Raw genomic sequence first — 22350 nt, 5'->3', positions numbered from 1 at the left:
GCCAGTGACGCCGACCTTCGGTCGTTCTCGGGGGCAAGGTCACCCAAAGGGCGTGTCCCGGACCCGGTTCCCGCCCCCTTCCGACCTACGTTGGTCAGGTGGAGCAGCACAGGACAAGTCAGCCGCAAGGCCGCCGAAGGCCGCAGAACCCCGCCACGCCGCCGGTCGCACCGCCGGGCGCGCTCGTGGAGGGCGCGGCCGTCTACCGCGTGACCGGCAGGGCCGGGCGCCCGCCCGGACGCGCCCGCGTGGAGCGGGCCGCGGTGGCCGAGGCGGGTGCGGGTGCCGCCGGAGCGACCGGGGCGGCCCCGGCCGGCCGCGGTTCCGGGCGCCCCGCCGGGCGCCGGCCCGCGCCGCCGGTCGTCGTCGCCCTGCGCCGGCTGCCGTCGCCCCGCCTCACCGGGCTCGGCAGCGGGCTCTTCGCCTCGGCCGTCATGCTCACCCTCGGCCTCCTCGACCAGCTGCTCCTCGACGGCTCCCCCGTGGTCTACGGCCTGCTGTTCCTGCCGGTCAGCGCCCTGACGGCGCTCTGGGTACGGACCGCCGACCTGGTCACCGCCCCGATCGCCGTCCCCATCGCCTTCGCCGTCGGCGTCGTCCCCATCGCGGGCGGCACAGGCGGCTTCGGCGGCCAGGCCATGGCGATCGTGACCGCCCTCGCCGTGCACGCCGGGTGGCTCTACGGCGGCACCCTCGTCGCCGGTCTCATCGCGAGCGTCCGTAAGGTGCGGGACATGGGGCGCCGCCATCGACGGCCCGCCGCCCGGACCGCCCCGGGGGCCGGCGAGGGGCCGGGCGGACGGCCCCGGGCGGCGGGACGCCGGCCCGTCGTGTAGACCAGGCAGGGGCGGATCCGGGCCCGCCCCTCAGGACGTCCTCGCCGCCATCCCCGCACCCACGATCCCCGCGTTGTTCTGGAGCTCCGCCGGGACGATCTCCGCGCGGATGCCCTCGATCAGCGGCAGGAACTTGTCGGCCTTGCGGCTCACGCCACCGCCGATGATGAACAGTTCCGGCGAGAAGAGCATCTCCACGTGCGCGAGGTACTTGCGCAGCCGCCGGGTCGCCCAGTGCTCCCAGCTGAGGTCCTCGTCCTCCTTGGCCTTGGTCGAGGCCCGGGTCTCCGCGTCGTGCCCCTTGAGCTCCAGGTGGCCGAGCTCGGTGTTGGGGACGAGACGGCCGTCGGCGAAGAGGGCCGAGCCGATGCCCGTACCGAGGGTCAGCAGGATCACCGTGCCCTTGCGGCCCCGGCCCGCGCCGAAGGTCATCTCCGCGACCCCGGCCGCGTCCGCGTCGTTCAGGACGGTCACCGGGAGCCCGCCGAGCCGGTCGCTCAGCAGGGTGCCCGCGTCGACGCCGATCCAGGACTTGTCGACGTTGGCGGCCGTACGGATCGTGGAGCCCGTCACGACGCCCGGGAAAGTCACCCCCACCGGTCCCGTCCAGCCGAAGTTCTCCACGACCTCCACGACGCAGCCCGCCACACCGTCGGGTGTGGCGGGCTGCGGGGTCAGTACCTTGTGGCGCTCCTCGGCGAGCGTGCCGCGCTCCAGGTCCACGGGGGCGCCCTTGATGCCCGAGCCGCCGATGTCCACTCCGAAGACGTTCATGGACCCACGGTAAGGGCTGGCGCGCCGCGCTACTCCTTGACGGGCGCGGCCGCCGCGAGCTTCTCCGCCTCGGCGCGCAGGTCCTTGTTCCGGAGCTCCTTGGGCAGCGAGAAGGTCAGGGACTCGTCCGCCGTCTTGACGATCTCCACGTCCGCGTAGCCGCGCTCGGCGAGCCACTCCAGGACCTCCTGCACCAGGACGTCCGGGACGGAGGCGCCGGAGGAGAGGCCGACGCTGGTCACGCCCTCCAGCCAGGCCTCGTCGATCTCGCTGGCGAAGTCGACCAGGTAGGCGGCGGGGACGCCGGCCTGCTTGGCGACCTCGACCATGCGGATCGAGTTGGAGGAGTTCTTCGAGCCGACGACGATCACCAGCTCGGCCTGCCCGGCCAGCTCCTTGATCGCGATCTGGCGGTTCTGCGTGGCGTAGCAGATGTCGTCCGACGGCGGGGAGATCAGCTGCGGGAACTTCTCCTTCAGCGCGTCGACCGTCTCCATCGTCTCGTCGACCGAGAGCGTGGTCTGGGAGAGCCAGACGACCCGGGAGGGGTCGCGGACCTCGACCTTGGCCACGTCCTCGGGGCCGTCGACCAGCTGGATGTGGTCGGGGGCCTCGCCGGAGGTGCCGATGACCTCCTCGTGGCCCTCGTGGCCGATGAGGAGGATGTCGAAGTCCTCCTTGGCGAAACGGACGGCTTCCTTGTGGACCTTGGTGACCAGCGGGCAGGTGGCGTCGATGGTCGCGAGCCGGCCCACGCGGGCCTCCTCGTGGACGGTCGGGGCGACGCCGTGCGCGGAGAACATCACGATGTTGCCGGGCGGCACCTCGGTCGCCTGGTCGACGAAGATCGCGCCCTTCCGCTCCAGGGTCTGGACGACGTACTTGTTGTGGACGATCTCGTGCCGGACGTAGATCGGCGCCCCGTACTGCTCCAGGGCCTTCTCCACGGCGATCACGGCACGGTCCACGCCCGCGCAGTAGCCGCGGGGGGCGGCGAGCAGGACACGCTTCGGGCGGTTCGTCGCGGAGGCGGAATCGGGCGTCGGCGCGGGCGTTGCAGTCATGCGTCCCATCGTAAGGCCGCGTCGGTGAGCGTCTGGAGCGGCGGCGTGGCCGAAACTGGCGCCATGGCTGAGGAGACGCAGGTCACGGACCACGAGAAGCTGCGGCGGAATCTCGGGTTCCGTGACCTTGTCGTGTACGGACTGCTGTTCATCGCCCCCATGGCGCCGGTCGGCGTCTTCGGCACGCTCGACGCGAAGTCGCACGGAGCGGTGGCACTGGTGTACGTCGTGGCCACCGTCGCCATGGCGTTCACGGCGCTCAGCTACGCCCAGATGGTCCGGGTCGCACCGCAGGCCGGCTCCGTCTTCACGTACGCGCGCAAGGGCCTCGGAGAGGGGCCCGGTTTCATCGCCGGGTGGATGGCGATGCTCGACTACCTGCTGATCCCGGCCGTCGCCTACCTCTTCGCGGGCATCGCCATGGAGGCGCTGGTCCCCGAGGTGGACCGGTGGGTGTGGACCGGGATCGCCGTGGTCGTCACCACCCTGCTGAACCTGTGGGGCGTACGGGCGGCGGCCCGGGTCGGCTTCGCGGTGCTCGCCCTGGAGATCGTGGTCCTCCTGGTCTTCGTCGTCTCGGCGGTGGTCGTGCTCGCACGGGACGGGGCGCTGCGCGACTGGTGGTCGCCGCTCACCGGCGACACCTCGTTCTCGCTCGCCGCGGTGGTCGGCGCGGTCTCGGTGGCCGTCCTGTCGTACCTGGGCTTCGACGCGATCGCCTCCTTCGCGGAGGAGGTCACGGGAGGCTCGGCGAAGGTGGCGCGGGCGGTGCTGTTCTGCCTGGCGCTCGCGGGCGTCCTGTTCGTGGCCCAGACCTGGCTGGTGGCGCTCCTCGAACCCCTCTCCTCGGCCGATCTCGCCGACGACCCCGCCAAGCAGGGCTCTGCCTTCTACGACGCCGTGGACGCCTCGGTGGGCGGCTGGCTGCACGACCTGGTGGCCGCCTCGAAGGCGATCGGCGCGGCCTTCGCGGCGCTCGCGGGGCAGGCGGCGGGCGGGCGGCTGCTGTTCGCGATGGGCCGCGAGCGGCGCCTTCCGCACCTGCTGGGCCGCACCGACGGGGGCGTCCCGCGCGTGGCGCTGCTCGTGGCGGCGACGGTGACGATGATCGCGGCGGTGTGGGCGGCGCGCCGGGACGACGGCCTCGACCACCTGGTCTCGGTCGTCGACGTCGGCGCGCTGACCGCGTTCGTCCTGCTGCACGCGAGCGTGGTGGGCTGGTTCGCCGTACGGCGGGCCGAGGGGCCGCCGCACTGGCTGAAGCACGTCGTGCTGCCGGTGGCCGGCGCGGCGATCCTGATCGCGGTGATCGTCGAGGCGTCGCCCGCCGCGCAGGTGGTGGGCGTGGTGTGGCTGGGCGTGGGCCTGGTGGTCCTGGCGGTCCAGGGCGCGACCCGGACGTCCTCGGGCAGGTGAAGCACGGCGCGGTACGGGGCGGTGCCCACGCGCGCGTGAAGCTCGGTGCGATACGGGCGGTGTCCACGCGCGCCTGAAGCGCGGTCCGATACGGGGCGGTCTCCACGCGCGCCTGAAGCGCGGTGCGGTACGGAGCGGTGTCCACGCGCACGTGAAGCGCGGTCCGATACAGAGCGGTGTCCACGCGCGCCCGAAGTCGCCCGGCCGTCGCGCGCCCCTGACGTTGTCGTACCGCGCGGTTACGCTCGGTCCATGGCTCTGACTACGTCCGCCGAAGCACCGCTTCCCGTCGGTGAGGTCTCCCGGATGATCGGGGGGTGGATCGACCGGCTCGGGGCGATCTGGGTCGAGGGGCAGATCACGCAGCTGTCGCGGCGCCCCGGCGCCGGGGTCGTCTTCCTGACCCTGCGGGATCCGTCGCACGACATCTCCATCGGCGTCACTTGTTACCGCCAGGTCTTCGACGCGGTCGCGGACGTCGTCTCGGAGGGCGCCCGGGTCGTCGTGCACGCCAAGCCCGAGTGGTACGCGCCGCGCGGTCAGCTGTCGCTGCGGGCGGTGGAGATCAAGCCGGTCGGGATCGGCGAGCTGCTCGCGCGCCTGGAGCAGCTGAAGCGGAGTCTGGCCTCGGAGGGCCTCTTCGCGCTCGACCGGAAGAAGCCGCTGCCGTTCCTGCCTCACCTCGTCGGCCTGGTCTGCGGCCGGGCCTCGGCGGCCGAGCGGGACGTCCTGGAGAACGCGCGCCGCCGCTGGCCCGCCGTCCGCTTCGAGGTGCGCAACGTCGCGGTGCAGGGCGTGAAGGCGGTCCCGCAGGTCGTCCAGGCGGTCAAGGAGCTCGACGCCCACGGGGACGTGGACGTGATCATCGTGGCCCGGGGCGGCGGCAGCGTCGAGGACCTGCTGCCCTTCTCGGACGAGCAGCTGGTCCGGACGGTGGCCGAGTGCCGTACGCCGGTGGTGTCCGCGATCGGGCACGAGCCGGACTCGCCGCTGCTCGACCTGGTGGCCGATCTGCGCGCCTCGACGCCGACGGACGCGGCCAAGAAGGTCGTCCCGGACGTCGGCGAGGAGCTGGACCGGGTGCGCGGGCTGCGGGACCGGGCGCTGCGGACCGTGCGCGGCCTCCTGGAGCGGGAGGAGCGCGGCCTGGCGCACGCGCTCGCGCGGCCCGTCATGGAGCATCCGCAGCGCATGGTCGAGGTCCGCGAGGACGAGCTCGCGGCGCTGCTCGCCCGGAGCCGGCGGGTCCTCGGGCACCTGCTGGACCGGGCGGACTCGGAGCTCTCGCACACGCGGGCGCGTGTCCGGGCGCTGTCGCCCGCCGCGACGATGGAGCGGGGGTACGCGGTGCTCCAGCGGCCGGACGGGGCGGTGGTCCGCTCCCCCGAGGAGGTCACGGAGGGCGAGGAGCTGCGGGCCAGGGTCGCCGAGGGCGAGTTCGCGGTGCGCCGCGTGGCCGATCGGGCCTGAGCGGCGAGAAGGCGGAGAGGAACGGAAACCAAGGATGGAGCGACGGATGGCAGCGGGTACGGAGACGAGCGCGGAAGAGGCGGCTCTCGGCTACGAGCAGGCGCGGGACGAGCTGATCGAGGTCGTCCGGCGGCTGGAGGCGGGCGGGACGTCGCTGGAGGAGTCCCTGGCGCTCTGGGAGCGCGGCGAGGAGCTGGCGAAGGTGTGCCGGCGGCGCCTGGAGGGCGCGCGGGCCCGGCTCGACGCCTCGCTGGCGGCGGAACGCGCGGCGGAGGCGGAGGACGAGGACGAGTAGCCCCGGCGCGGGCCGGGGCCGGCATGTAGACTCCGAGTGAAGCGGATCACTATCCGGATGGATTAGTTGAAGTTTCACCAATCTTCCGCGTACTGTCGAGACATCGCCCGAGCCCATGTTCGAGCGGTTCCCCTTTGCAGTCCGGAAGGTACGCAGCATGTCTCTCGCCCTTGACGCCGTCGCCCAGGACCTCCTCTTCCGTGAGGCCCGCACCGCCAACACGTTCACCGACGAGCCGGTGACCGACGAGCAGGTCCAGGCGATCTACGACCTGGTGAAGTACGGCCCGACCGCCTTCAACCAGTCCCCGCTGCGCATCACCCTGGTCCGCTCCCCCGAGGCCCGCGAGCGCCTGGTGAAGCACATGGCCGAGGGCAACCAGGCCAAGACCGCCGCCGCCCCGCTGGTCGCGATCCTGTCCGCCGACAACGAGTTCCACGACGAGCTCCCGGCCCTGCTCCCGCACTTCCCGCAGGCCAAGGACATGTTCTTCTCGGAGCGCCCGGTCCGCGAGGGCTCCGCCCTGCTGAACGCCGCCCTCCAGGCCGCGTACTTCATCGTGGGCGTCCGCGCCGCCGGCCTGGCCGCCGGCCCGATGACCGGTCTGGACTTCGCCGGCGTCCAGAAGGAGTTCCTGGACGGCGACCACACCCCGCTGATGGTCGTCAACATCGGCAAGCCGGGCGAGGACGCCTGGTTCCCGCGCTCCCCGCGCCTCTCCTACGACGAGGTCATCACCACCGTCTGAGCGGCACGCGAGAAGGGCCCCGCACTCCGTGAGTGCGGGGCCCTTCCCCGTTGCGCCTCAGGCCTTCTTCGACTGGAGCGAGCCGGCCATCTCCGCCAGCGTCTCGAAGGAGGCCGTGCCGGTCACCACCGTCGTCGCGCCGTTCTCCGTGCGGACGAGCGCGTCGTACCTCGGGCCCTCCCAGCGCTGCCAGACCTGGCCGGCCACCGTCTGGGTCTTCCCGGTGTTCTTGGCCTTCTGCGTCACCTCGGGCACGAACTTGCCCGGCTCCGCCGTCGACTGGTTCACGGCCACGTACTGGGTGTCCGGGGAGAGGAAGCCCAGCTGCCAGGCGTCGGACTTCTCTCGCTTGTACGAGACGACCGTCGCCTTCCAGCCCTCCCCCAGGCCCTCGGGGGCCAGCACCGGATAGGGCGCCGCCCGCTGGGCCGTGAGGAGCTCGACCCGGTAGTCCTTCGCCTTGACCGGATCCGCGTTCTCGTCGTGCGGGATGAAGAGATACATCACGCCCGCGGCGACCATGATCACCCCGAGGGACTGGAACATCCCGCGTACCGTCTGCCTGCCTCGCATACCTGCCACGCCCACCATGGTCGCATCATGGTGCTGTGCTCATACGTGGGCCCCTCTGCTCATTTTGTCGACGTACCGATAGAGTCGCAGCACCCTCTTTTTTCCGGCCGTCGCCGTACAGAAAGGTGCGTTCCGATGACCGAGCACCACCACCTTCCGCCCGAGCTTGTCGTTTCCCCCGAGGCCCCCGACCGCAACCTCGCCCTTGAGCTGGTCCGCGTCACCGAGGCCGCCGCCATGGCCGCCGGCCGCTGGGTCGGCCGCGGCGACAAGATCGGCGCGGACGGGGCGGCGGTCAACGCCATGCGGACCCTGATCTCCACCGTCTCGATGAACGGCGTCGTCGTCATCGGCGAGGGCGAGAAGGACGAAGCCCCGATGCTGTTCAACGGCGAGCGGGTCGGCGACGGCACCGGCGCCGAGGTCGACATCGCGGTCGACCCGATCGACGGCACCACGCTCAACGCCAAGGGCATGCCGAACGCCATCGCCGTCCTGGCCGCCGCCGACCGCGGCACCATGTTCGACCCGTCCGCGGTCTTCTACATGGACAAGCTGGTCACCGGCCCCGAGGCCGCCGACTTCGTCGACATCAACGCCCCCGTCTCGGTCAACATCCGCCGGGTCGCCAAGGCGAAGAACTCCGCGCCCGAGGACATCACGGTCGTCATCCTGGACCGCCCGCGTCACGAGGGCATCGTCAAGGAGATCCGCGAGACCGGCGCCCGCATCAAGTTCATCTCGGACGGCGACGTCGCCGGTTCGATCATGGCCGTCCGCGAGGGCACCGGCGTCGACATGCTCATGGGCATCGGCGGCACCCCCGAGGGCATCATCTCCGCCTGCGCCATCAAGTGCCTCGGCGGTGTGATCCAGGGCAAGCTGTGGCCGAAGGACGACGCCGAGCGCCAGAAGGCGCTGGACGCGGGCCACGACCTGGACCGCGTACTCTCCACGAACGACCTGGTCTCCGGCGACAACGTCTTCTTCGTCGCCACCGGCATCACCGACGGCGAGATCCTGCGCGGGGTGCGCTACCGCGCCGAGACGGCGACCACGCAGTCGCTGGTCATGCGCTCGAAGTCGGGCACGATCCGCCAGATCGACTCGACGCACCGGCTCTCGAAGCTGCGCGCGTACAGCAAGATCGACTTCGACCGCGCGAAGTAACGCTCCTGCGCGGTGACGGTACGAAGAGGGGCGCCCCCATGTGCGGTGGGGGCGCCCCTTCTCGTACGGACCGGGGGAAGGTCTCCGCGATCCCGTCAGCCCGCCTGGGCGATCCGCTCGGTCGCCGACGCCTTCCGCAGCTCCACCTCGCGCCGCCGGCGCCGGGCGAGGACCACGCGGCGCTCCGCCGCCGTGAGCCCGCCCCACACGCCGTACGGCTCGGGCTGGAGCAGCGCGTGCTCCCGGCACTCGACCATCACCGGACAGCGCGCGCAGACCCGCTTCGCCGCCTCCTCGCGCGCGAGCCGCGCGGCGGTCGGCTCCTTGGACGGGGCGAAGAAGAGCCCGGCCTCGTCCCGGCGGCACACCGCCTCCGCGTGCCATGGACCGGCCTCGTCCTCCCGGGCAGGGGCGCGCTGAGAGGGTACGGCGGCGACCTGGAGGGGCTGATGCGGCAGTTGCAGCACGGTCTACTCCTGACGACGGCTTCGCGAGCGAGCGGCGATGCACCAGCCCTACCCGCTGTGCGCGCGCCTATGCACCGCGTGCCCCGCCGTTCCGCTCTGCGGATACCCGAGGACGAATTCCGGTCACCTCCGGACGGACCCCGGCCGGTCCCCCGAAGCGCCGCCGGCGATTCCCCCGGCGTCCCCCGGCCGGTCCCCCGAAGCGCCGCCGGCGGTTCCCCCGGCGTCCCCCCGGACGGTCACCCGAGGTGCTTGCGGAGCTTGTCCTGGAGGTCGGTGATCCACTTGCCGCGCTTGGGCCTGGCCTCGACGTTCCCGAAGACCGAGTAGCCGTTGATGACGACGACCGGCGCCTGCGGATCGACCCCTTCCAGGGTCACGACCTCGAAGTTCCCGAAGATGCCGCTGCCGTTGCCGCGCAGGCTGATGTTCTCCGGGACCCGCACCTCGACGTTGCCGAAGATGGAGGTGGCGTTGATGGTGGTCAGCCGCTGGGCGAAGATCGCCTCGGTCAGGTCGACCTCGATGTTCCCGAAGAGGGCGAAGGCGTTCGTCCTGCGGCTCACCCGCCAGCGGCCCTTGCGGGTCGTGCTGGAGAAGATCGCGACGAGGTTGTCCGCGGGGCCGTCGGCGTCGTCGGAGCCCCAGGCGAAGGCGGGTTCGGACTCGCGGGCGGTCCGGGCACCCGGCAGGTCGCGGACGATCGGCTCCAGCTCCCCGACGGTCTTGGCCCGGTAGACCGCGTCGATCCGGTCCGAGTGCTCCTCGGCGTCGAGCCGTCCCTCGGCCAGGGCGTCCCTGAGGATGTCCGCGATCCGGTCCCGGTCCGCGTCCGAGGCCCGCAGCGAGCCCTCCGGATCGGCGAAGGCGGGCTTCGCGAGGGCGGGCTCGGCGGGGGCGACCGGCCGCTGCGGCTGCGGCTGCTTCTCGGGTTCGGGCTGCTTTTCGAGGTCCACGGAGCCAGCCTAGCGAAACGCGATAGATCGCAACCAGAGGGAGACACCCCGGTCAGTCCCCTAGGGGATCCCCCCGGACCCGGGGGCGGCCACGACCGGATCCGGACCGAATTCCGCACCGGGGCACGGAAACACGCCATTCCGGTGCGGTCCCGGCACCTAGTGAGCCTTACCTCACAGGATCGGCGCCGCCCCCGCGTCTTACGCTGGAGGGCGCGCAGCCAACGGAGGCGGCGCAGCTGTCTGCCGAGTGAGGAATGGCCGCCGTCATGCCTGAGTTTGCGTACTCCGATCTGCTCCCCCTGGGAGAGGACACCACGCCCTACCGCCTGGTGACCTCCGAAGGTGTCTCCACCTTCGAGGCCGACGGGCGTACGTTCCTCAAGGTCGAGCCGGAGGCGCTGCGCACGCTCGCCGCCGAGGCCATCCACGACATCCAGCACTTCCTGCGCCCGGCCCACCTGGCCCAGCTGCGCCGGATCATCGACGACCCGGAGGCCTCGGGCAACGACAAGTTCGTCGCGCTCGACCTCCTCAAGAACGCGAACATCGCCGCCGCCGGCGTGCTGCCCATGTGCCAGGACACCGGCACCGCGATCGTCATGGGCAAGCGCGGCCAGAACGTGCTGACCTCCGGCCGCGACGAGGAGGCCCTGTCCAAGGGCATCTACGACGCGTACACCAAGCTGAACCTCCGCTACTCGCAGATGGCCCCGGTCACCATGTGGGAGGAGAAGAACACCGGCTCGAACCTGCCCGCGCAGATCGAGCTGTACGCGACCGACGGCGGCGCGTACAAGTTCCTCTTCATGGCCAAGGGCGGCGGCTCGGCCAACAAGTCCTTCCTCTACCAGGAGACGAAGGCGGTCCTGAACGAGGCCTCCATGATGAAGTTCCTGGAGGAGAAGATCCGCTCGCTCGGCACGGCCGCCTGCCCGCCGTACCACCTGGCGATCGTCGTCGGCGGCACGAGCGCCGAGTTCGCGCTGAAGACCGCGAAGTACGCCTCCGCGCACTACCTGGACGAGCTGCCCACCGAGGGCTCGGCCGAGACCGGCCACGGCTTCCGCGACAAGGAGCTGGAGGAGAAGGTCTTCGAGCTGACGCAGAAGATCGGCATCGGCGCGCAGTTCGGCGGCAAGTACTTCTGCCACGACGTCCGCGTCGTCCGCCTCCCCCGTCACGGCGCCTCGCTGCCCGTCGCGATCGCCGTGTCCTGCTCGGCCGACCGCCAGGCCGTCGCGAAGATCACCGCCGAGGGCGTCTTCCTGGAGCAGCTGGAGACCGACCCGGCGCGCTTCCTGCCGGAGACGACCGAGGAGCAGCTCGCCACCGACGAGGACGTCGTCCGGATCGACCTGAACCAGCCGATGGACGAGATCCTCGCCGAGCTGACCAAGTACCCGGTCAAGACCCGTCTCTCCCTCAGCGGCCCGCTGGTCGTGGCGCGCGACATCGCGCACGCCAAGATCAAGGAGCGTCTCGACGCGGGCGAGGAGATGCCGCAGTACCTGAAGGACCACCCGGTGTACTACGCGGGCCCCGCGAAGACCCCCGAGGGCTACGCCTCCGGCTCCTTCGGCCCGACGACGGCCGGCCGCATGGACTCGTACGTGGAGCAGTTCCAGGCGGCGGGCGGCTCGAAGGTCATGCTGGCCAAGGGCAACCGCTCGCAGCAGGTCACGAACGCGTGCGGCGCGCACGGCGGCTTCTACCTGGGCTCGATCGGCGGCCCGGCGGCCCGTCTCGCCCAGGACTGCATCAAGAAGGTCGAGGTCGTCGAGTACGAGGAGCTCGGCATGGAGGCGGTCTGGAAGATCGAGGTCGAGGACTTCCCGGCGTTCGTCGTCGTCGACGACAAGGGCAACGACTTCTTCCAGAACCCGGCGCCGGAGCCGACGTTCACGCACATCCCGGTGCGCGGCCCCGGTCTCGCCTGATCCGACCCCGTAGGGCTCCCGCGAAGCCCCTGGTCCGTCCGCCGGGCCGGGGGCTTCGTCGATCCTCGATCAGAAAGTCGCTACCGACCGGTAGCCTTCCCGTCGCCTACTGGCCAGTATGGGGCGCGAGCATGTCAACCACTGAGCCGGTCGACCACTCGGGAGCCCCCCATGCCCTCCGCCAAGGCCACCGCCACGGCCACCACCGCCCTCGGCCTGACGGCCCTCCTCGTCGTCGGCCCGGCGCCCGCCGCCTCCGCCGCCGACCCCGACACCCACATCACCTCGGCCGCGGCCCTCGCGGACGTCGACTACACGACCTGGCGCCGCGACGTGGCCGCCGTCGTCGCCGAGGCCCGCCCGTACATCGAGGCGCGCGCCGAGGACGCCGGCCGCGAGAAGCAGGCCATCGTCCTCGACATCGACAACAGCTCCCTGGAGACGGACTTCCACCCCTTCTGGGAGCTGCCGACCCCGGCCATCGCGGACGTGCGGGCGCTCGTCCGCGACGCCCACGCGCGCGGGGTGGCCGTCTTCTTCGTGACCGCCCGGCCCGGGATCATCTACTCCCTGACGGACTGGAACCTGAAGAAGGCCGGCTACCCGGTCGACGGTCTGTACGTGCGCTCGCTGCCCGACCTGTTCTCCGAGGTCAGCGCGTACAAGACCGGGAAGCGCGCCGAGATCGAGGCCAAGGGCTACACGATCATCGCGAACATCGGCAACAACACGACCGACCTCGTGGGCGGTCACGCCGAGCGCGCCTTCAAGCTCCCGGACTACGGCGGCAAGCTGTCGTGACGCCCCGGGGTCAGCGCGTGGTGATGTGGAACTCCATCTGCTGGTAGTCCCCGTCGGGGGTCGCGCGGACGTATCCGCGTGCCTGCTTGAAGTCTCCGGTGCCGCCGGTCACGGCGATGTCGTACGCGGCCGGCGCCTGGTTGGAGACGTCGAAGGTGACGAGGGCCTGGGCGGTGAGCTGTCCGCCGGGCCCGCCGTTCAGGACGAAGGTGCCGACGCAGTTCGCGTCGGCCTGGTCCCCGGAGACGCGCACCACGGCGCAGGTGACCCCGTCGCGGCCGACCGTGTCGCCGCCCTTGGTCTTGTACAGGTCGTCGGCGGAAGTGAAGACGTCACCGACCCGGGGCGTCTGCCCGCTCGCGCTCGCCCCGTCGCCGGGAACCTCCTTGGCGAAGAGCGTGAACTCGAACCCGTCGACGGCGTGGGCCGTGTCGGCGGCCCGCACCGCGGCCTGGGCCGGGGCGACGGCCGCGAAGGAGACGACTGCGGCCGTACAGGCGCCGAGCACGCCGATCCTCCGGAGACCGGTCCTCCTGAAGCTGCGGGTCATGTCATGCCTCCTGGGCTGGGGGTCCCCCTCGGCACGCTTCATTGTCCGATGCCCGCCGGGGGTTCGCCCGTCCGGAGCAGTCCCGGGCCTCCGGATCGGGGATCATGGCGTCATGCCACAGAGAGCACGTCCGATACGCACGGCCGCCGTCCCCGCCGCCCTGGTGGCCGCCGGTCTGCTGCTGACCGCCTGCGGGGCGCCGGCGACGACCCCGGAGCCCGACGCCCCGGCGCGGGCCGGCGCACCGCAGAAGCCCGCCGTCCCGGCCGCGGCCGCGACCCTCGGCGGTCCGGGTTCCGCCTGCGCGCTGCCCGTCTCCTTCGCGCTCGCGGAGAGCTGGAAGCCGGAGGCGATCGAGAACCCGGAGGACCCGGAGTTCGCGGCGCTCACCCGGCAGGGGCCCGCCACCGTCCGCTGCGAGGTCGACGCCAAGCCGTCGGGGAACATCGGCTACCTGCGGGTGTGGACGGCCCCGAAGGGCCCGGCCCGGACGGCCCTCGAAGGCTTCGTGAAGGCGGAGAAGGGGAGTTCGGCGGTCTCCTACCGGGAGACCAGGGCGGGCGCGCTGCCCGCGACCGAGGTGACCTACACGGTCCGCGACACGCTGACGGAGGAGACGAAGGAGGAGCGGGCCTTCGCCGTCTCCACCCCGAAGGGGACGGTCATCGTCCACCTCGGCGGCCTCGACACCGACGAGCACCGGGCGATGCTCCCGGCCTACGAGCTCGCGAGGACCACGACGAAGGCGCTCTGAGCACGGTGAACGCCGGCGGAATGACCGTGACCCCCCGTCCCGCACCGGACGAGGGGCCACGGCGTGCGTGGGGCTCCTAGACGAACTTCTGGTTCGCGGAGCCGTCGCAGTTCTGGAGCCTGATCGGCTCCTTCGCCGCGCCCTGGGTGAGGCAGAGCCCAGTCGCGGCGGCGGGCCGGACGGTGGCGCCGTCACGGACGAACTTCTGGTTGGCCGCACCGCTGCAGTTCCAGACGATGAGGGCCTTGCCCGCCTGGTAGACCGCTCCCGGCACGTCCAGACAGCGGTCCTGGGTGAGCTGGGTGAGGACGGTCTGCCGTGCGGAGTCGTACCACCATCCCTGGTTGCGGCCGCCGTGGCAGTCCCAGCCGAGGACGGCGGTGCCGTTGGCGGACTCGGAGGCGTTGACGTCCAGGCAGTTGCCGGTCGCCTGGTTCTTCAGCGGCTTGTACGCGTCGTCCCAGGCGACCGGGAAGAGCGTCGGGGTGCCGGAGGAGTTGACGTCGGCGCAGCTCGCCTCGCGCAGACCCGAGTTGTAGATCTGGGTCAGGCAGGAGGCGAAGGCGCCGTGGCCGCTCCTGTTCGGGTGGAAGGACTGGCGGACGGAGTTCTCGTCGAGGCCGCCGGGCTTGGAGAGGTCGATGTAGAGGCCCCGGGCCCAGGTGTCCTCCATGCAGACCTCGTGGCCGTGGAAGAGGCGCGAGTTGTCGAGGTAGGTGGCCCCGGTGTCGGCCGCGATCCTCCGCATGCCGCGTTCGAAGGCGGGCACGGCGGTGTTGCGGCCCCACTTGGTGTCGGAGTCGTACCCCATGCCGCCGCAGGTGAGCTTGCCGGGGAAGTTCGGGTTGTCGTAGAAGTCGGGGCCGATCGGGCTGGGGTAGCCCATGACGACGAGCTTGTAGTCGCCGTCGGCGTATCCGGCGTCGCGCATGACGGTCTTCAGGTCGCGGACGGTCTGCTCGACCTTGGGGACGAGCGCGTCGACGCGGGCCTGCCAGCCGGGGGCGTACTTGGGCTCGCAGGTGCCCTGGCTGAGCACGAACCGCTGGACGCAGTCGGTCATGACGGGCCCGAACTGCAGGTCGTCGTTGGCGCCGGCGACGAGCAGCACCATCTTGATGCGGGTGTTGCGGGCCTTGACCGCGAGGTTGTCGCTCTGGACGAGCTCGTCGGCGTACTGCTTGGAGCCGCCGATCCGGATGTTGCCGGTGTAGGCGCCGGAGCAGGAGACGTTGAAGGTGAGGTCCGCGGGGATCCCGGTGCGGTGGATGGCGGCGTCCGGGGAGCGGTGGCACCAGTTGGTGGGCCCGTTGGTGGGCGACTCGTACGTGCCGACGCCCTCGCCGGAGATCTCGCTGTCGCCGAGGGAGATCAGGCCGGTCCTGCGCTGGGCGAGCGGGCGCTCCTCGGGGCTGCCGTAGATCTTGGTGGCCTCGGCCGCCCGGATCGCCTCCAGCTCGGGAGAGAGCGGTACGGAGGTGATTCCGGCCGCTGCGCTCGTGTCGACCGCGCCGGCGGGGGCGGCTGCGGTCATGCTGCCGAGGGCCGCCGCGGCGGCGGCGACGGCCGCGACGGGCCAGCGGAGTCTGTACCTGGTGCGCTTCACTGCGCCTCCTGGAAGTGGGGTTACCCACGGTTTTTACTGGCCGGTACGCGCCTTGGGAATACATCGAACAAGAGAAGTGCTCATCTTTTTCAGGAGGTTGACCGACCATGAGCAATGACGACGGATACCGGATCGAGCACGACTCCATGGGTGAGGTGCGGGTCCCCGCGCACGCCAAGTGGCGGGCCCAGACCCAGCGGGCCGTGGAGAACTTCCCGGTCTCCGGACAGCGCCTGGAGCGCGCCCACATCGAGGCCCTGGCCCGGATCAAGGCCGCCGCCGCCACGGTCAACGCCGAACTCGGGGTAATCGGGAAGGACCGCGCGGAGGCGATCGTCTCGGCGGCGGAGGAGGTCGCCGAAGGGCGCTGGGACGAGCACTTCCCCGTGGACGTCTTCCAGACCGGCTCGGGCACCTCGTCCAACATGAACACCAACGAGGTGATCGCCACCCTCGCCACCGAACGGCTCCCCGAGGGGCACGAGGTCCACCCCAACGACCACGTCAACGCCTCGCAGTCCTCGAACGACGTCTTCCCCTCCTCCATCCACATCGCGGCCACCGGCGCCGTCACCCGCGACCTGATCCCCGCCCTCGACCACCTGGCCGCCTCCCTGGAGCGAAAATCGGCCGAATTCGCGTCGGTCGTGAAGTCCGGCCGTACGCATCTGATGGACGCCACCCCGGTCACCCTGGGCCAGGAGTTCGGCGGCTACGCGGCGCAGGTCAGGTACGGCGCCGAGCGGCTGCGCGCGGCACTCCCCCGGCTCGCCGAACTCCCCCTCGGCGGTACGGCGGTCGGCACCGGCATCAACACCCCGGCCGGCTTCTCGGCGGCCGTCATCGCGGAGGTCGCCCGCGCCACCGGGCTGCCGCTGACGGAGGCCCGGAACCACTTCGAGGCCCAGGGGGCCCGCGACGCCCTGGTGGAGACGTCCGGGCAGCTCCGGACCGTCGCCGTCTCCCTCACCAAGATCGCCAACGACCTGCGCTGGATGGCCAGCGGCCCGCGCACCGGCCTCGCCGAGATCAACCTCCCCGACCTCCAGCCCGGCTCCTCGATCATGCCGGGCAAGGTGAACCCGGTGATCCCCGAGGCGGTCCTGATGGTCGCCGCGCAGGTGACCGGAAACGACACCACGGTCGCGGTGGCGGGCGCGGCCGGGAACTTCGAGCTCAACGTGATGCTCCCGGTGATGGCCAAGAACCTCCTGGAGTCCGTACGGCTGCTCGCCAACGCCTCCCGGCTGCTCGCCGACCGCACGGTGGACGGGATCACGGCGAACGTGGAGCGCGCCCGCGAGTACGCCGAGTCATCGCCGTCCGTGGTCACCCCGCTGAACAAGTACATCGGCTACGAGGAGGCCGCCAAGGTCGCCAAGAAGTCGCTCGCCGAGCGGAAGACCATCCGCGAGGTGGTGCTGGAGTCCGGCTACGTCGAGCGGGGCGACCTCACCGTCGAGCAGCTGGACGAGGCACTGGACGTGCTGCGCATGACGCACCCGTAGGGCGGCCGGACGTGGTGCGGCGACGCACCCGCAGGGCAGGTGACCGGCCGGTAGGGTCCGGCCGGTAGCCGACTCCTCCGTGATCTGTGCCGCAGCGGTCGTGGGAGCGCGCCCCTAAGATCTGCGCATGACAGGATCGGACGGCTCACAGCACTGGGCGCCGGGGGAGCACATCCTCTGGCGCTACCGCGGCAACGGCACCGGCGACGTGCACATCTGCCGGCCGGTGACGGTCGTCCAGGACACGCCGGAGCTGCTCGCGGTCTGGATGGCGCCCGACACCGAGTGCGTCCGTCCCGTGCTCGCCGACGGCACCGCCGTCCACGAGGAGCCGCTCGCCACCCGCTACACCGCCCCGCGCACCACCGAGCGCACGCGCTGGTCCGGCAGCGGGGTGCTGAAGCTGGCCCGGCCCGGCGAGCCGTGGTCGGTCTGGCTGTTCTGGGAGCGCGGCTGGCGCTTCCGCAGCTGGTACGTGAACCTCGAGGAGCCACTGGTCCGCTGGTCCCGCGGCGTCGACTCCGAGGACCACTTCCTCGACATCTCCGTCTACCCCGACCGCAGCTGGCTGTGGCGGGACGAGGACGAGTTCGCGCAGGCCCAGAGGTCCGGCCTCATGAGCCCGCGGCAGGCCGCCCGGGTGCGGGCCGCCGGGGAGCGGGCGGTGGAGCGGATCAAGAGGTGGGGGACGCCGTTCGCCGACGGCTGGGAGGACTGGCGGCCCGATCCGGGGTGGCGGGTTCCGGAGCTGCCGGCGGACTGGGATCGCACTCCGGCGCACACGGCGCCGTGAGACCCTTGATGCGCCCCCGGGGTTCAAACGTAGGATCGTCCTCCGCACGGCAGAGACGGACCGGACACCACGTCAGACCCACCGGACAGCACGCCAACGACTCAGCACAGCACAGGACCTGACCAGAAGTCATCGACGAGGGGGAGAGCAGTGCCGGACGTGCGCCCGGGTGTTTCGACCCCTGCCGTTGCCGCGACTCGCGGAACGTCCACATCCGCTGCATACGAGGGGTTTATCCCCGCCGAAGGCGCGGCATCGGCGAGAAGAGCGAGTGCATCGCACCACCGGCCCGGACGGACGGAACCCCACGCGTGACGGAGCATCCCACCTCCCACGAAGGCCGGCAGCCCCTGGCTGCCCGGTCGCAGGAACGCGCGCGCCCTCGCCAGGAGGCCGCCGGCCTGCCCTCCGACGTGCCCGCCCAGCCGGGCGGCCCCGGAGCCCAGGGCCAGGACGCGCCCGCCCCGGACGCGGCCGACGGCACGGGCCGCCCGAGCACCCCGGGCGGTACGCAGCACCCGGCCGCCCCCGGCGGTGCGGACCGTCCCGGCGGCCCCGGCTCCCCCGGCGCCGTGGCCGTCGCCGTCTCCCCGCAGCCGCCCGGCGGCGGCGCCCGCGGCGGGGACGGCGTCGCACGCCGGGAGGGCGACCGGCTGCGGTTCGTCGGGGCCGCGACCCGGCGCATCGCGCGCGGCATCGACCTGGACGAGATCGTCCTCGGTCTGTGCCGCGCCACCGTGCCGACCTTCTCCGACGAGATCCTGGTCTACCTCCGCGACCCGCTCCCGGTGGGCGACGAGCGGCCGGTGGCGCCGTTCGTGCTGCGGCTGCGCCGTACCGACCGGCTCCGGTTAAGCGATGGCGAGGGGGAGGAGCTCGTCCTCGTACCCGATCCGGATCCGACCCCCGCGGCCGAACTCTGCGAGGTGCGGAACGGCGGGGCGCTGGCCGAGGTGCTGCGCGGGGTGCGGCCGGTCTTCGGCGACTCCGCGGCCGCGAAGGCGGCGCTGGCCGAGCTGCTCGGCGCCGAGCACCCGCTGCCCGGCGGGCTGCGCGCGGTCCTCGCGCCGCTGCGCGGCCGGCGACGGGTGATCGGCGCCGCCGTGTTCCTGCGCCGCCCCGAGCGGGCCGGCTTCGAGCCGAACGACCTGCTCGTGGCGGCCCAGCTGGCGACCCACACCGCGCTCGGCATCGACAAGGCCGTGCTGTACGGCCGCGAGGCGTACATCGCGGACGAGCTGCAGCGGACGATGCTGCCGGACTCGCTGCCGCAGCCGACCGGCGTCAAGCTCGCCTCGCGTTATCTGCCGGCGGCGGAGACGGCCCGGGTCGGCGGCGACTGGTACGACGCGATCCCGCTGCCCGGCAGCAGGGTCGCCCTCGTCGTCGGCGACGTCATGGGCCACTCCATGACCTCGGCGGCGATCATGGGCCAGCTGCGCACCACGGCGCAGACCCTGGCCGGTCTCGACCTGCCCCCGCAGGAGGTCCTGCACCACCTGGACGAGCAGGCGCAGCGGCTCGGCGAGAACCGGATGGCGACCTGCATGTACGCGGTGTACGACCCGGTCTCGCACCGGATCACCGTCGCCAACGCGGGCCATCCGCCGCCGATACTGCTCCACCTGGGCGGCCGCGCCGAGGTGCTGCGGGTTCCGCCCGGTGCCCCGATCGGGGTCGGCGGGGTGGACTTCGAGGCGGTGGAGCTGGACGCCCCGGCCGGCGCGACGCTGCTCCTCTACACCGACGGTCTCGTCGAGTCCCGGCTGCGGGACGTGTGGACCGGCATCGAGCAGCTGCGGGAGCGCCTCGCGGCGACCGCGCAGCTGACGGGCCCGGACCACTCGCCGCCGCTCGAAGCGCTCTGCGACGACGTCCTCGACATGCTGGGCCCCGGCGACCGGGACGACGACATCGCGCTGCTCGCGGCCCGGTTCGACGGGATCGCGCCGAGCGACGTGGCGTACTGGTTCCTGGAGCCGGAGGACGCGGCCCCCGGCCGGGCCCGTCGGCTCGCCCGCCGGGCGCTGGCCCGCTGGGACCTGGAGGAGCTGACGGACTCGGTCGAGCTGCTGATCAGCGAGGTCGTGACGAACGCCGTGCGGTACGCGGAGCGGCCGGTGACGCTGCGGCTGCTCCGGACGGACGTGCTGCGCTGCGAGGTCGGCGACGACTCCCCGCAGCTGCCCCGGCAGCGGCGGGCGCGCGACACGGACGAGGGCGGGCGCGGGCTGTTCCTGGTGAACCGGCTCGCCCGGCGCTGGGGGGCGACCCGGCTCTCGGGCGGCAAGGTGGTCTGGTTCGAGCTGGCGACCCGTACCTGATCCGGCGCCGGAGCATTCCCGTACGGCCGAAGGCCGGACCCCTGTGCGGGGGGTCCGGCCTTCGGTCCGTCGTCAGCGGGGCGGGCGTCCCGTGCTGTTCGCGTCGGGCTCGCCGCCCGCGTCCGGCGGCTGGATCGACGTCGGCGGGGACGTCGGCTCATCGGTCGCCGTCGGCTCCTGGGTGGGCTCCGGCGGCGTGGTGACCGGGTCGGTCGTCGGCTGCGGCGGCGTGGTGGCCGTCGAGGTCGGCGGGGCCGTCGGGTTCGGGGAGGCCGTGGTCGGCTCCTCGGTGGGCTCCTCGGTCTCCGGGGCCTCGGTGGTCGGGGTGGGGTCCGGGGTCGTGCCGTCGCCCGGGGCGCCGCCCTCGGTCTCCAGGTCGAAGGAGGCGTCCGAGCCGCCGTTCAGCGCGCGCTCGGTGTAGTCGCCCCAGATCTGGGCGGGCGTGCGGCCACCGTTGGCGCGGCCGGGGTTGATGGTGTCGGTGAGGGTGACCTGGTTGCCCTTGGCGTCCTCGCCGAAGAGGCCGACGGCGGTGACGAGTTCGGGGGTGTAGCCCACGAACCAGGCGGAGCGGTTGTTCTCGGAGGTGCCGGTCTTGCCGGCGGCCTCGTAGTCACCGGCGGCACGGAAGCCGGAGCCGCTCTGCACGACGCCCGTCATGGCCTGGGTGGCGGTGTCGGCGGCCTCGCGGCTGATGACCTGCTCGCCGATCGCCTTGGCGCCCTGGACCGTGCGGTCCTTGTGGGCGGCGGTCTTCACCAGGGTCGGGGTGACCTTCTTGCCGTGGTTGTCGAGCGTGGCGTAGGCGCCGGCCATGTCCATGGTCGAGGCACCCATGGTGCCCAGGGAGATGGCGGGCGTCTGGGGGAAGTCCGCGCCGTCCTTCATGCCGAGGGAGAGGGCGGTCTCCTTGGCCTTGGCCGGGGTGACGTCGACGATCATCTGGGCGTAGACCGAGTTGATCGAGCTGTTGGTGGCCTTCTGGACGGTGACGGGGCCGTAGCTCTCGTCGTCCTCGTTCTCCGGCGCGAAGTCGATGGGGCTGCCGACGACCGGCCGCTGGCTCGTGCCGTCGTAGATGGTGCCGAGGCCGATCTTGCGGCCGTCCTGGGTGGTCGCGCGGTTGTCGACGGCGGAGGCGAGGACGATCGGCTTGAAGGTGGAGGCGGGCTGGTAGTCGCGGCGGGTCGCGTTGGACATCCAGTGCTCGGTGGCGCCGACGCCGCCGTACATCGCGACGACCGCACCGGTCTTCGGGTCGACCGAGGTGGCGCCGGCCTGGACGGTGGCCTGCTTCTTGTCGCCCTTGCGGTCGAGCTTGGACTCCAGCTGCTTGTCGACCGCCTTGACGAGGTCCTTCTGCTTCTTCTCGTCGATGTTGAGGGTGATCGTCCAGCCGCCGGCCTTGATGTCCTCCTCGCTGACGCCCTGGCGCATCAGCTCCTGGTTGGCGGCCTCGACGATGTAGCCGGTCTGGCCCTCCATGCCGGGGGCGGGCTTGGGCTTCTGCGGGACGGGGAACTTCATGCCGGCGCGCTCGGAGGCGCTGAGCCAGCCCTCGCCGACCATGTTGTCGAGGACGTAGTTCCAGCGCTCCTCGACGAGCTTGCGGCCGGTGGCGTTGGCGGAGGTCCAGTCGTACTGGTTGGGCGCCTGGAGCAGCGAGGCGAGGTAGGCGCCCTGGGCGGTGGTGAGCTGGGTGGCGTCGACGCCGTAGTACGAGCGGGCGGCGGCCTGGACGCCGTAGGCGCTGCGCCCGTAGTAGCTGGTGTTCATGTACCCGGCGAGGATCTCGCTCTTGCTCGACTTCTGGTCGACCTTGATGGCTATGACCATTTCCTTGAGCTTGCGCGTCGCGGTCTGGTCCTGGCTCAGGTAGAAGTTCTTGACGTACTGCTGGGTGATGGTCGAGCCGCCCTGCTTGCCCTTGCCGGTGATGGTGTTCCAGGCGGCGCGGGTGGTGCCCTTGATGTCGACGCCGTTGTCCTTGTAGAAGGTCTTGTTCTCGGCGGCGACGAACGCCTGCTGGACCTTCAGGGGGATCTTCTCGAGGCCGACGATCTCACGGTTGATCTTGCCCGTGCGGGCGAGGATCTTGCCGTTGGAGTACTTGTAGATGTTGCTCTGCATCGTCGCCTCGGCGTTGGCCGACGGCACCGGGACCAGCAGGTAGACGACGTAGAGGGCGCCCATGCCGAGCAGGCAGAACACGAAGAAGGTGCCCAGGAGCTTCTTCCAGGTGAAGAGGCGGCGTATGCCCCGCTTCTTCGCCTTGCCCTTGTCCGGTCGGCCCATGTGTCCAGTC

20 protein-coding genes are annotated in these 22350 nt (G+C 71.8%); 12 read left to right on the top strand and 8 right to left on the bottom strand.

What is annotated here, in order from left to right; genetic code table 11:
• Positions 1-98 precede the first annotated feature (98 nt).
• Positions 99-836, top strand: a complete 738-nt coding sequence (locus ACN9MM_RS25270; protein ID WP_426365897.1) for a DUF6542 domain-containing protein — start codon at positions 99-101, stop codon at positions 834-836.
• Between the two features lie 30 nt (positions 837-866).
• On the opposite strand, the gene ppgK is transcribed toward ACN9MM_RS25270, so the two are convergent.
• Positions 867-1610, bottom strand: a complete 744-nt coding sequence (gene ppgK, locus ACN9MM_RS25265; protein ID WP_426365896.1) for a polyphosphate--glucose phosphotransferase — start codon at positions 1608-1610, stop codon at positions 867-869.
• A gap of 29 nt (positions 1611-1639) precedes the next feature.
• Positions 1640-2683, bottom strand: a complete 1044-nt coding sequence (locus tag ACN9MM_RS25260; protein ID WP_426365895.1) for a 4-hydroxy-3-methylbut-2-enyl diphosphate reductase — start codon at positions 2681-2683, stop codon at positions 1640-1642.
• Between the two features lie 54 nt (positions 2684-2737).
• On the opposite strand from ACN9MM_RS25260, the gene ACN9MM_RS25255 reads away from it, so the two are divergent.
• The 4 genes from ACN9MM_RS25255 (at position 2738) to ACN9MM_RS25240 (ending at position 6603) form a co-directional block, all read left to right on the top strand.
• Entirely contained in the window at positions 2738-4090 is a 1353-nt protein-coding gene (locus tag ACN9MM_RS25255) for an APC family permease (protein ID WP_426365894.1), read from the top strand.
• A gap of 252 nt (positions 4091-4342) precedes the next feature.
• Positions 4343-5560 carry an exodeoxyribonuclease VII large subunit gene (xseA, locus tag ACN9MM_RS25250; protein WP_426365893.1) on the top strand — a complete coding sequence of 406 codons (1218 nt, stop codon included), beginning with the start codon at positions 4343-4345 and terminating at the stop codon, positions 5558-5560.
• Between the two features lie 46 nt (positions 5561-5606).
• Positions 5607-5855, top strand: a complete 249-nt coding sequence (locus tag ACN9MM_RS25245) for an exodeoxyribonuclease VII small subunit (protein ID WP_426365892.1) — start codon at positions 5607-5609, stop codon at positions 5853-5855.
• Positions 5856-6012: 157 nt separating this feature from the next.
• Positions 6013-6603, top strand: a complete 591-nt coding sequence (locus tag ACN9MM_RS25240; protein ID WP_426365890.1) for a malonic semialdehyde reductase — start codon at positions 6013-6015, stop codon at positions 6601-6603.
• Between the two features lie 57 nt (positions 6604-6660).
• On the opposite strand, the gene ACN9MM_RS25235 is transcribed toward ACN9MM_RS25240, so the two are convergent.
• Complete coding sequence (locus ACN9MM_RS25235; protein WP_426365889.1) at positions 6661-7194, bottom strand: DUF4245 domain-containing protein; 534 nt, start codon at positions 7192-7194, stop codon at positions 6661-6663.
• A gap of 117 nt (positions 7195-7311) precedes the next feature.
• Here ACN9MM_RS25235 and glpX point away from each other — a divergent pair, with 117 nt between their 5' ends.
• The gene (gene glpX, locus ACN9MM_RS25230; RefSeq protein WP_189800101.1) at positions 7312-8346 is read left to right on the top strand and encodes a class II fructose-bisphosphatase; all 1035 of its coding nucleotides are present in this window, start codon (positions 7312-7314) and stop codon (positions 8344-8346) included.
• A gap of 95 nt (positions 8347-8441) precedes the next feature.
• Here glpX and ACN9MM_RS25225 read toward each other — a convergent pair whose 3' ends face one another.
• Together ACN9MM_RS25225 and ACN9MM_RS25220 are read right to left on the bottom strand one after the other, a co-directional pair.
• The gene (locus ACN9MM_RS25225; RefSeq protein WP_382865092.1) at positions 8442-8813 is read right to left on the bottom strand and encodes a WhiB family transcriptional regulator; all 372 of its coding nucleotides are present in this window, start codon (positions 8811-8813) and stop codon (positions 8442-8444) included.
• Between the two features lie 239 nt (positions 8814-9052).
• Positions 9053-9769, bottom strand: a complete 717-nt coding sequence (locus ACN9MM_RS25220; protein WP_426365887.1) for a DUF1707 SHOCT-like domain-containing protein — start codon at positions 9767-9769, stop codon at positions 9053-9055.
• A gap of 269 nt (positions 9770-10038) precedes the next feature.
• Between ACN9MM_RS25220 and ACN9MM_RS25215 the strand changes: the two genes are divergently transcribed.
• Positions 10039-11709 (top strand): fumarate hydratase, encoded by a 1671-nt coding sequence (locus ACN9MM_RS25215; protein ID WP_426365886.1) that lies wholly within the window; start codon positions 10039-10041, stop codon positions 11707-11709.
• Between the two features lie 171 nt (positions 11710-11880).
• The gene (locus ACN9MM_RS25210) at positions 11881-12510 is read left to right on the top strand and encodes an HAD family acid phosphatase (RefSeq protein WP_426365885.1); all 630 of its coding nucleotides are present in this window, start codon (positions 11881-11883) and stop codon (positions 12508-12510) included.
• A 10-nt stretch (positions 12511-12520) separates the two neighbouring features.
• Here the strand turns inward: ACN9MM_RS25210 and ACN9MM_RS25205 are convergent, their stop codons facing one another.
• On the bottom strand, positions 12521-13060 hold the full coding sequence (locus tag ACN9MM_RS25205; RefSeq protein WP_426365884.1) for an allene oxide cyclase barrel-like domain-containing protein: 540 nt from the start codon (positions 13058-13060) through the stop codon (positions 12521-12523).
• A 112-nt stretch (positions 13061-13172) separates the two neighbouring features.
• Here ACN9MM_RS25205 and ACN9MM_RS25200 point away from each other — a divergent pair, with 112 nt between their 5' ends.
• Positions 13173-13814 (top strand): lipoprotein, encoded by a 642-nt coding sequence (locus ACN9MM_RS25200; RefSeq protein ID WP_426365883.1) that lies wholly within the window; start codon positions 13173-13175, stop codon positions 13812-13814.
• Between the two features lie 76 nt (positions 13815-13890).
• On the opposite strand, the gene ACN9MM_RS25195 is transcribed toward ACN9MM_RS25200, so the two are convergent.
• Entirely contained in the window at positions 13891-15420 is a 1530-nt protein-coding gene (locus ACN9MM_RS25195) for a ricin-type beta-trefoil lectin domain protein (RefSeq protein ID WP_426365882.1), read from the bottom strand.
• A gap of 107 nt (positions 15421-15527) precedes the next feature.
• On the opposite strand from ACN9MM_RS25195, the gene ACN9MM_RS25190 reads away from it, so the two are divergent.
• The 3 genes from ACN9MM_RS25190 (at position 15528) to ACN9MM_RS25180 (ending at position 20045) form a co-directional block, all read left to right on the top strand.
• Positions 15528-16928, top strand: coding sequence for a class II fumarate hydratase (locus ACN9MM_RS25190; RefSeq protein ID WP_426365881.1), 1401 nt, complete (start codon positions 15528-15530; stop codon positions 16926-16928).
• A gap of 127 nt (positions 16929-17055) precedes the next feature.
• Positions 17056-17721, top strand: a complete 666-nt coding sequence (gene fomD / locus ACN9MM_RS25185) for a cytidylyl-2-hydroxypropylphosphonate hydrolase (RefSeq protein ID WP_426365880.1) — start codon at positions 17056-17058, stop codon at positions 17719-17721.
• A 311-nt stretch (positions 17722-18032) separates the two neighbouring features.
• Positions 18033-20045: a SpoIIE family protein phosphatase gene (locus tag ACN9MM_RS25180; protein ID WP_426365879.1), complete on the top strand. Its 2013-nt coding sequence runs from the start codon at positions 18033-18035 to the stop codon at positions 20043-20045.
• 72 nt (positions 20046-20117) lie between these two features.
• Here the strand turns inward: ACN9MM_RS25180 and ACN9MM_RS25175 are convergent, their stop codons facing one another.
• Positions 20118-22340, bottom strand: coding sequence for a transglycosylase domain-containing protein (locus tag ACN9MM_RS25175; RefSeq protein ID WP_426365878.1), 2223 nt, complete (start codon positions 22338-22340; stop codon positions 20118-20120).
• Positions 22341-22350: the final 10 nt, after the last annotated feature.

The sequence above is a fragment of the Streptomyces sp. E-08 genome (assembly GCF_049913095.1).
In the GTDB taxonomy this organism is placed as follows: Bacteria; Actinomycetota; Actinomycetes; order Streptomycetales; family Streptomycetaceae; genus Streptomyces.
Note: the sequence above shows the minus strand (reverse complement) of the source record. Positions and strands in the feature narration are given on the sequence as shown.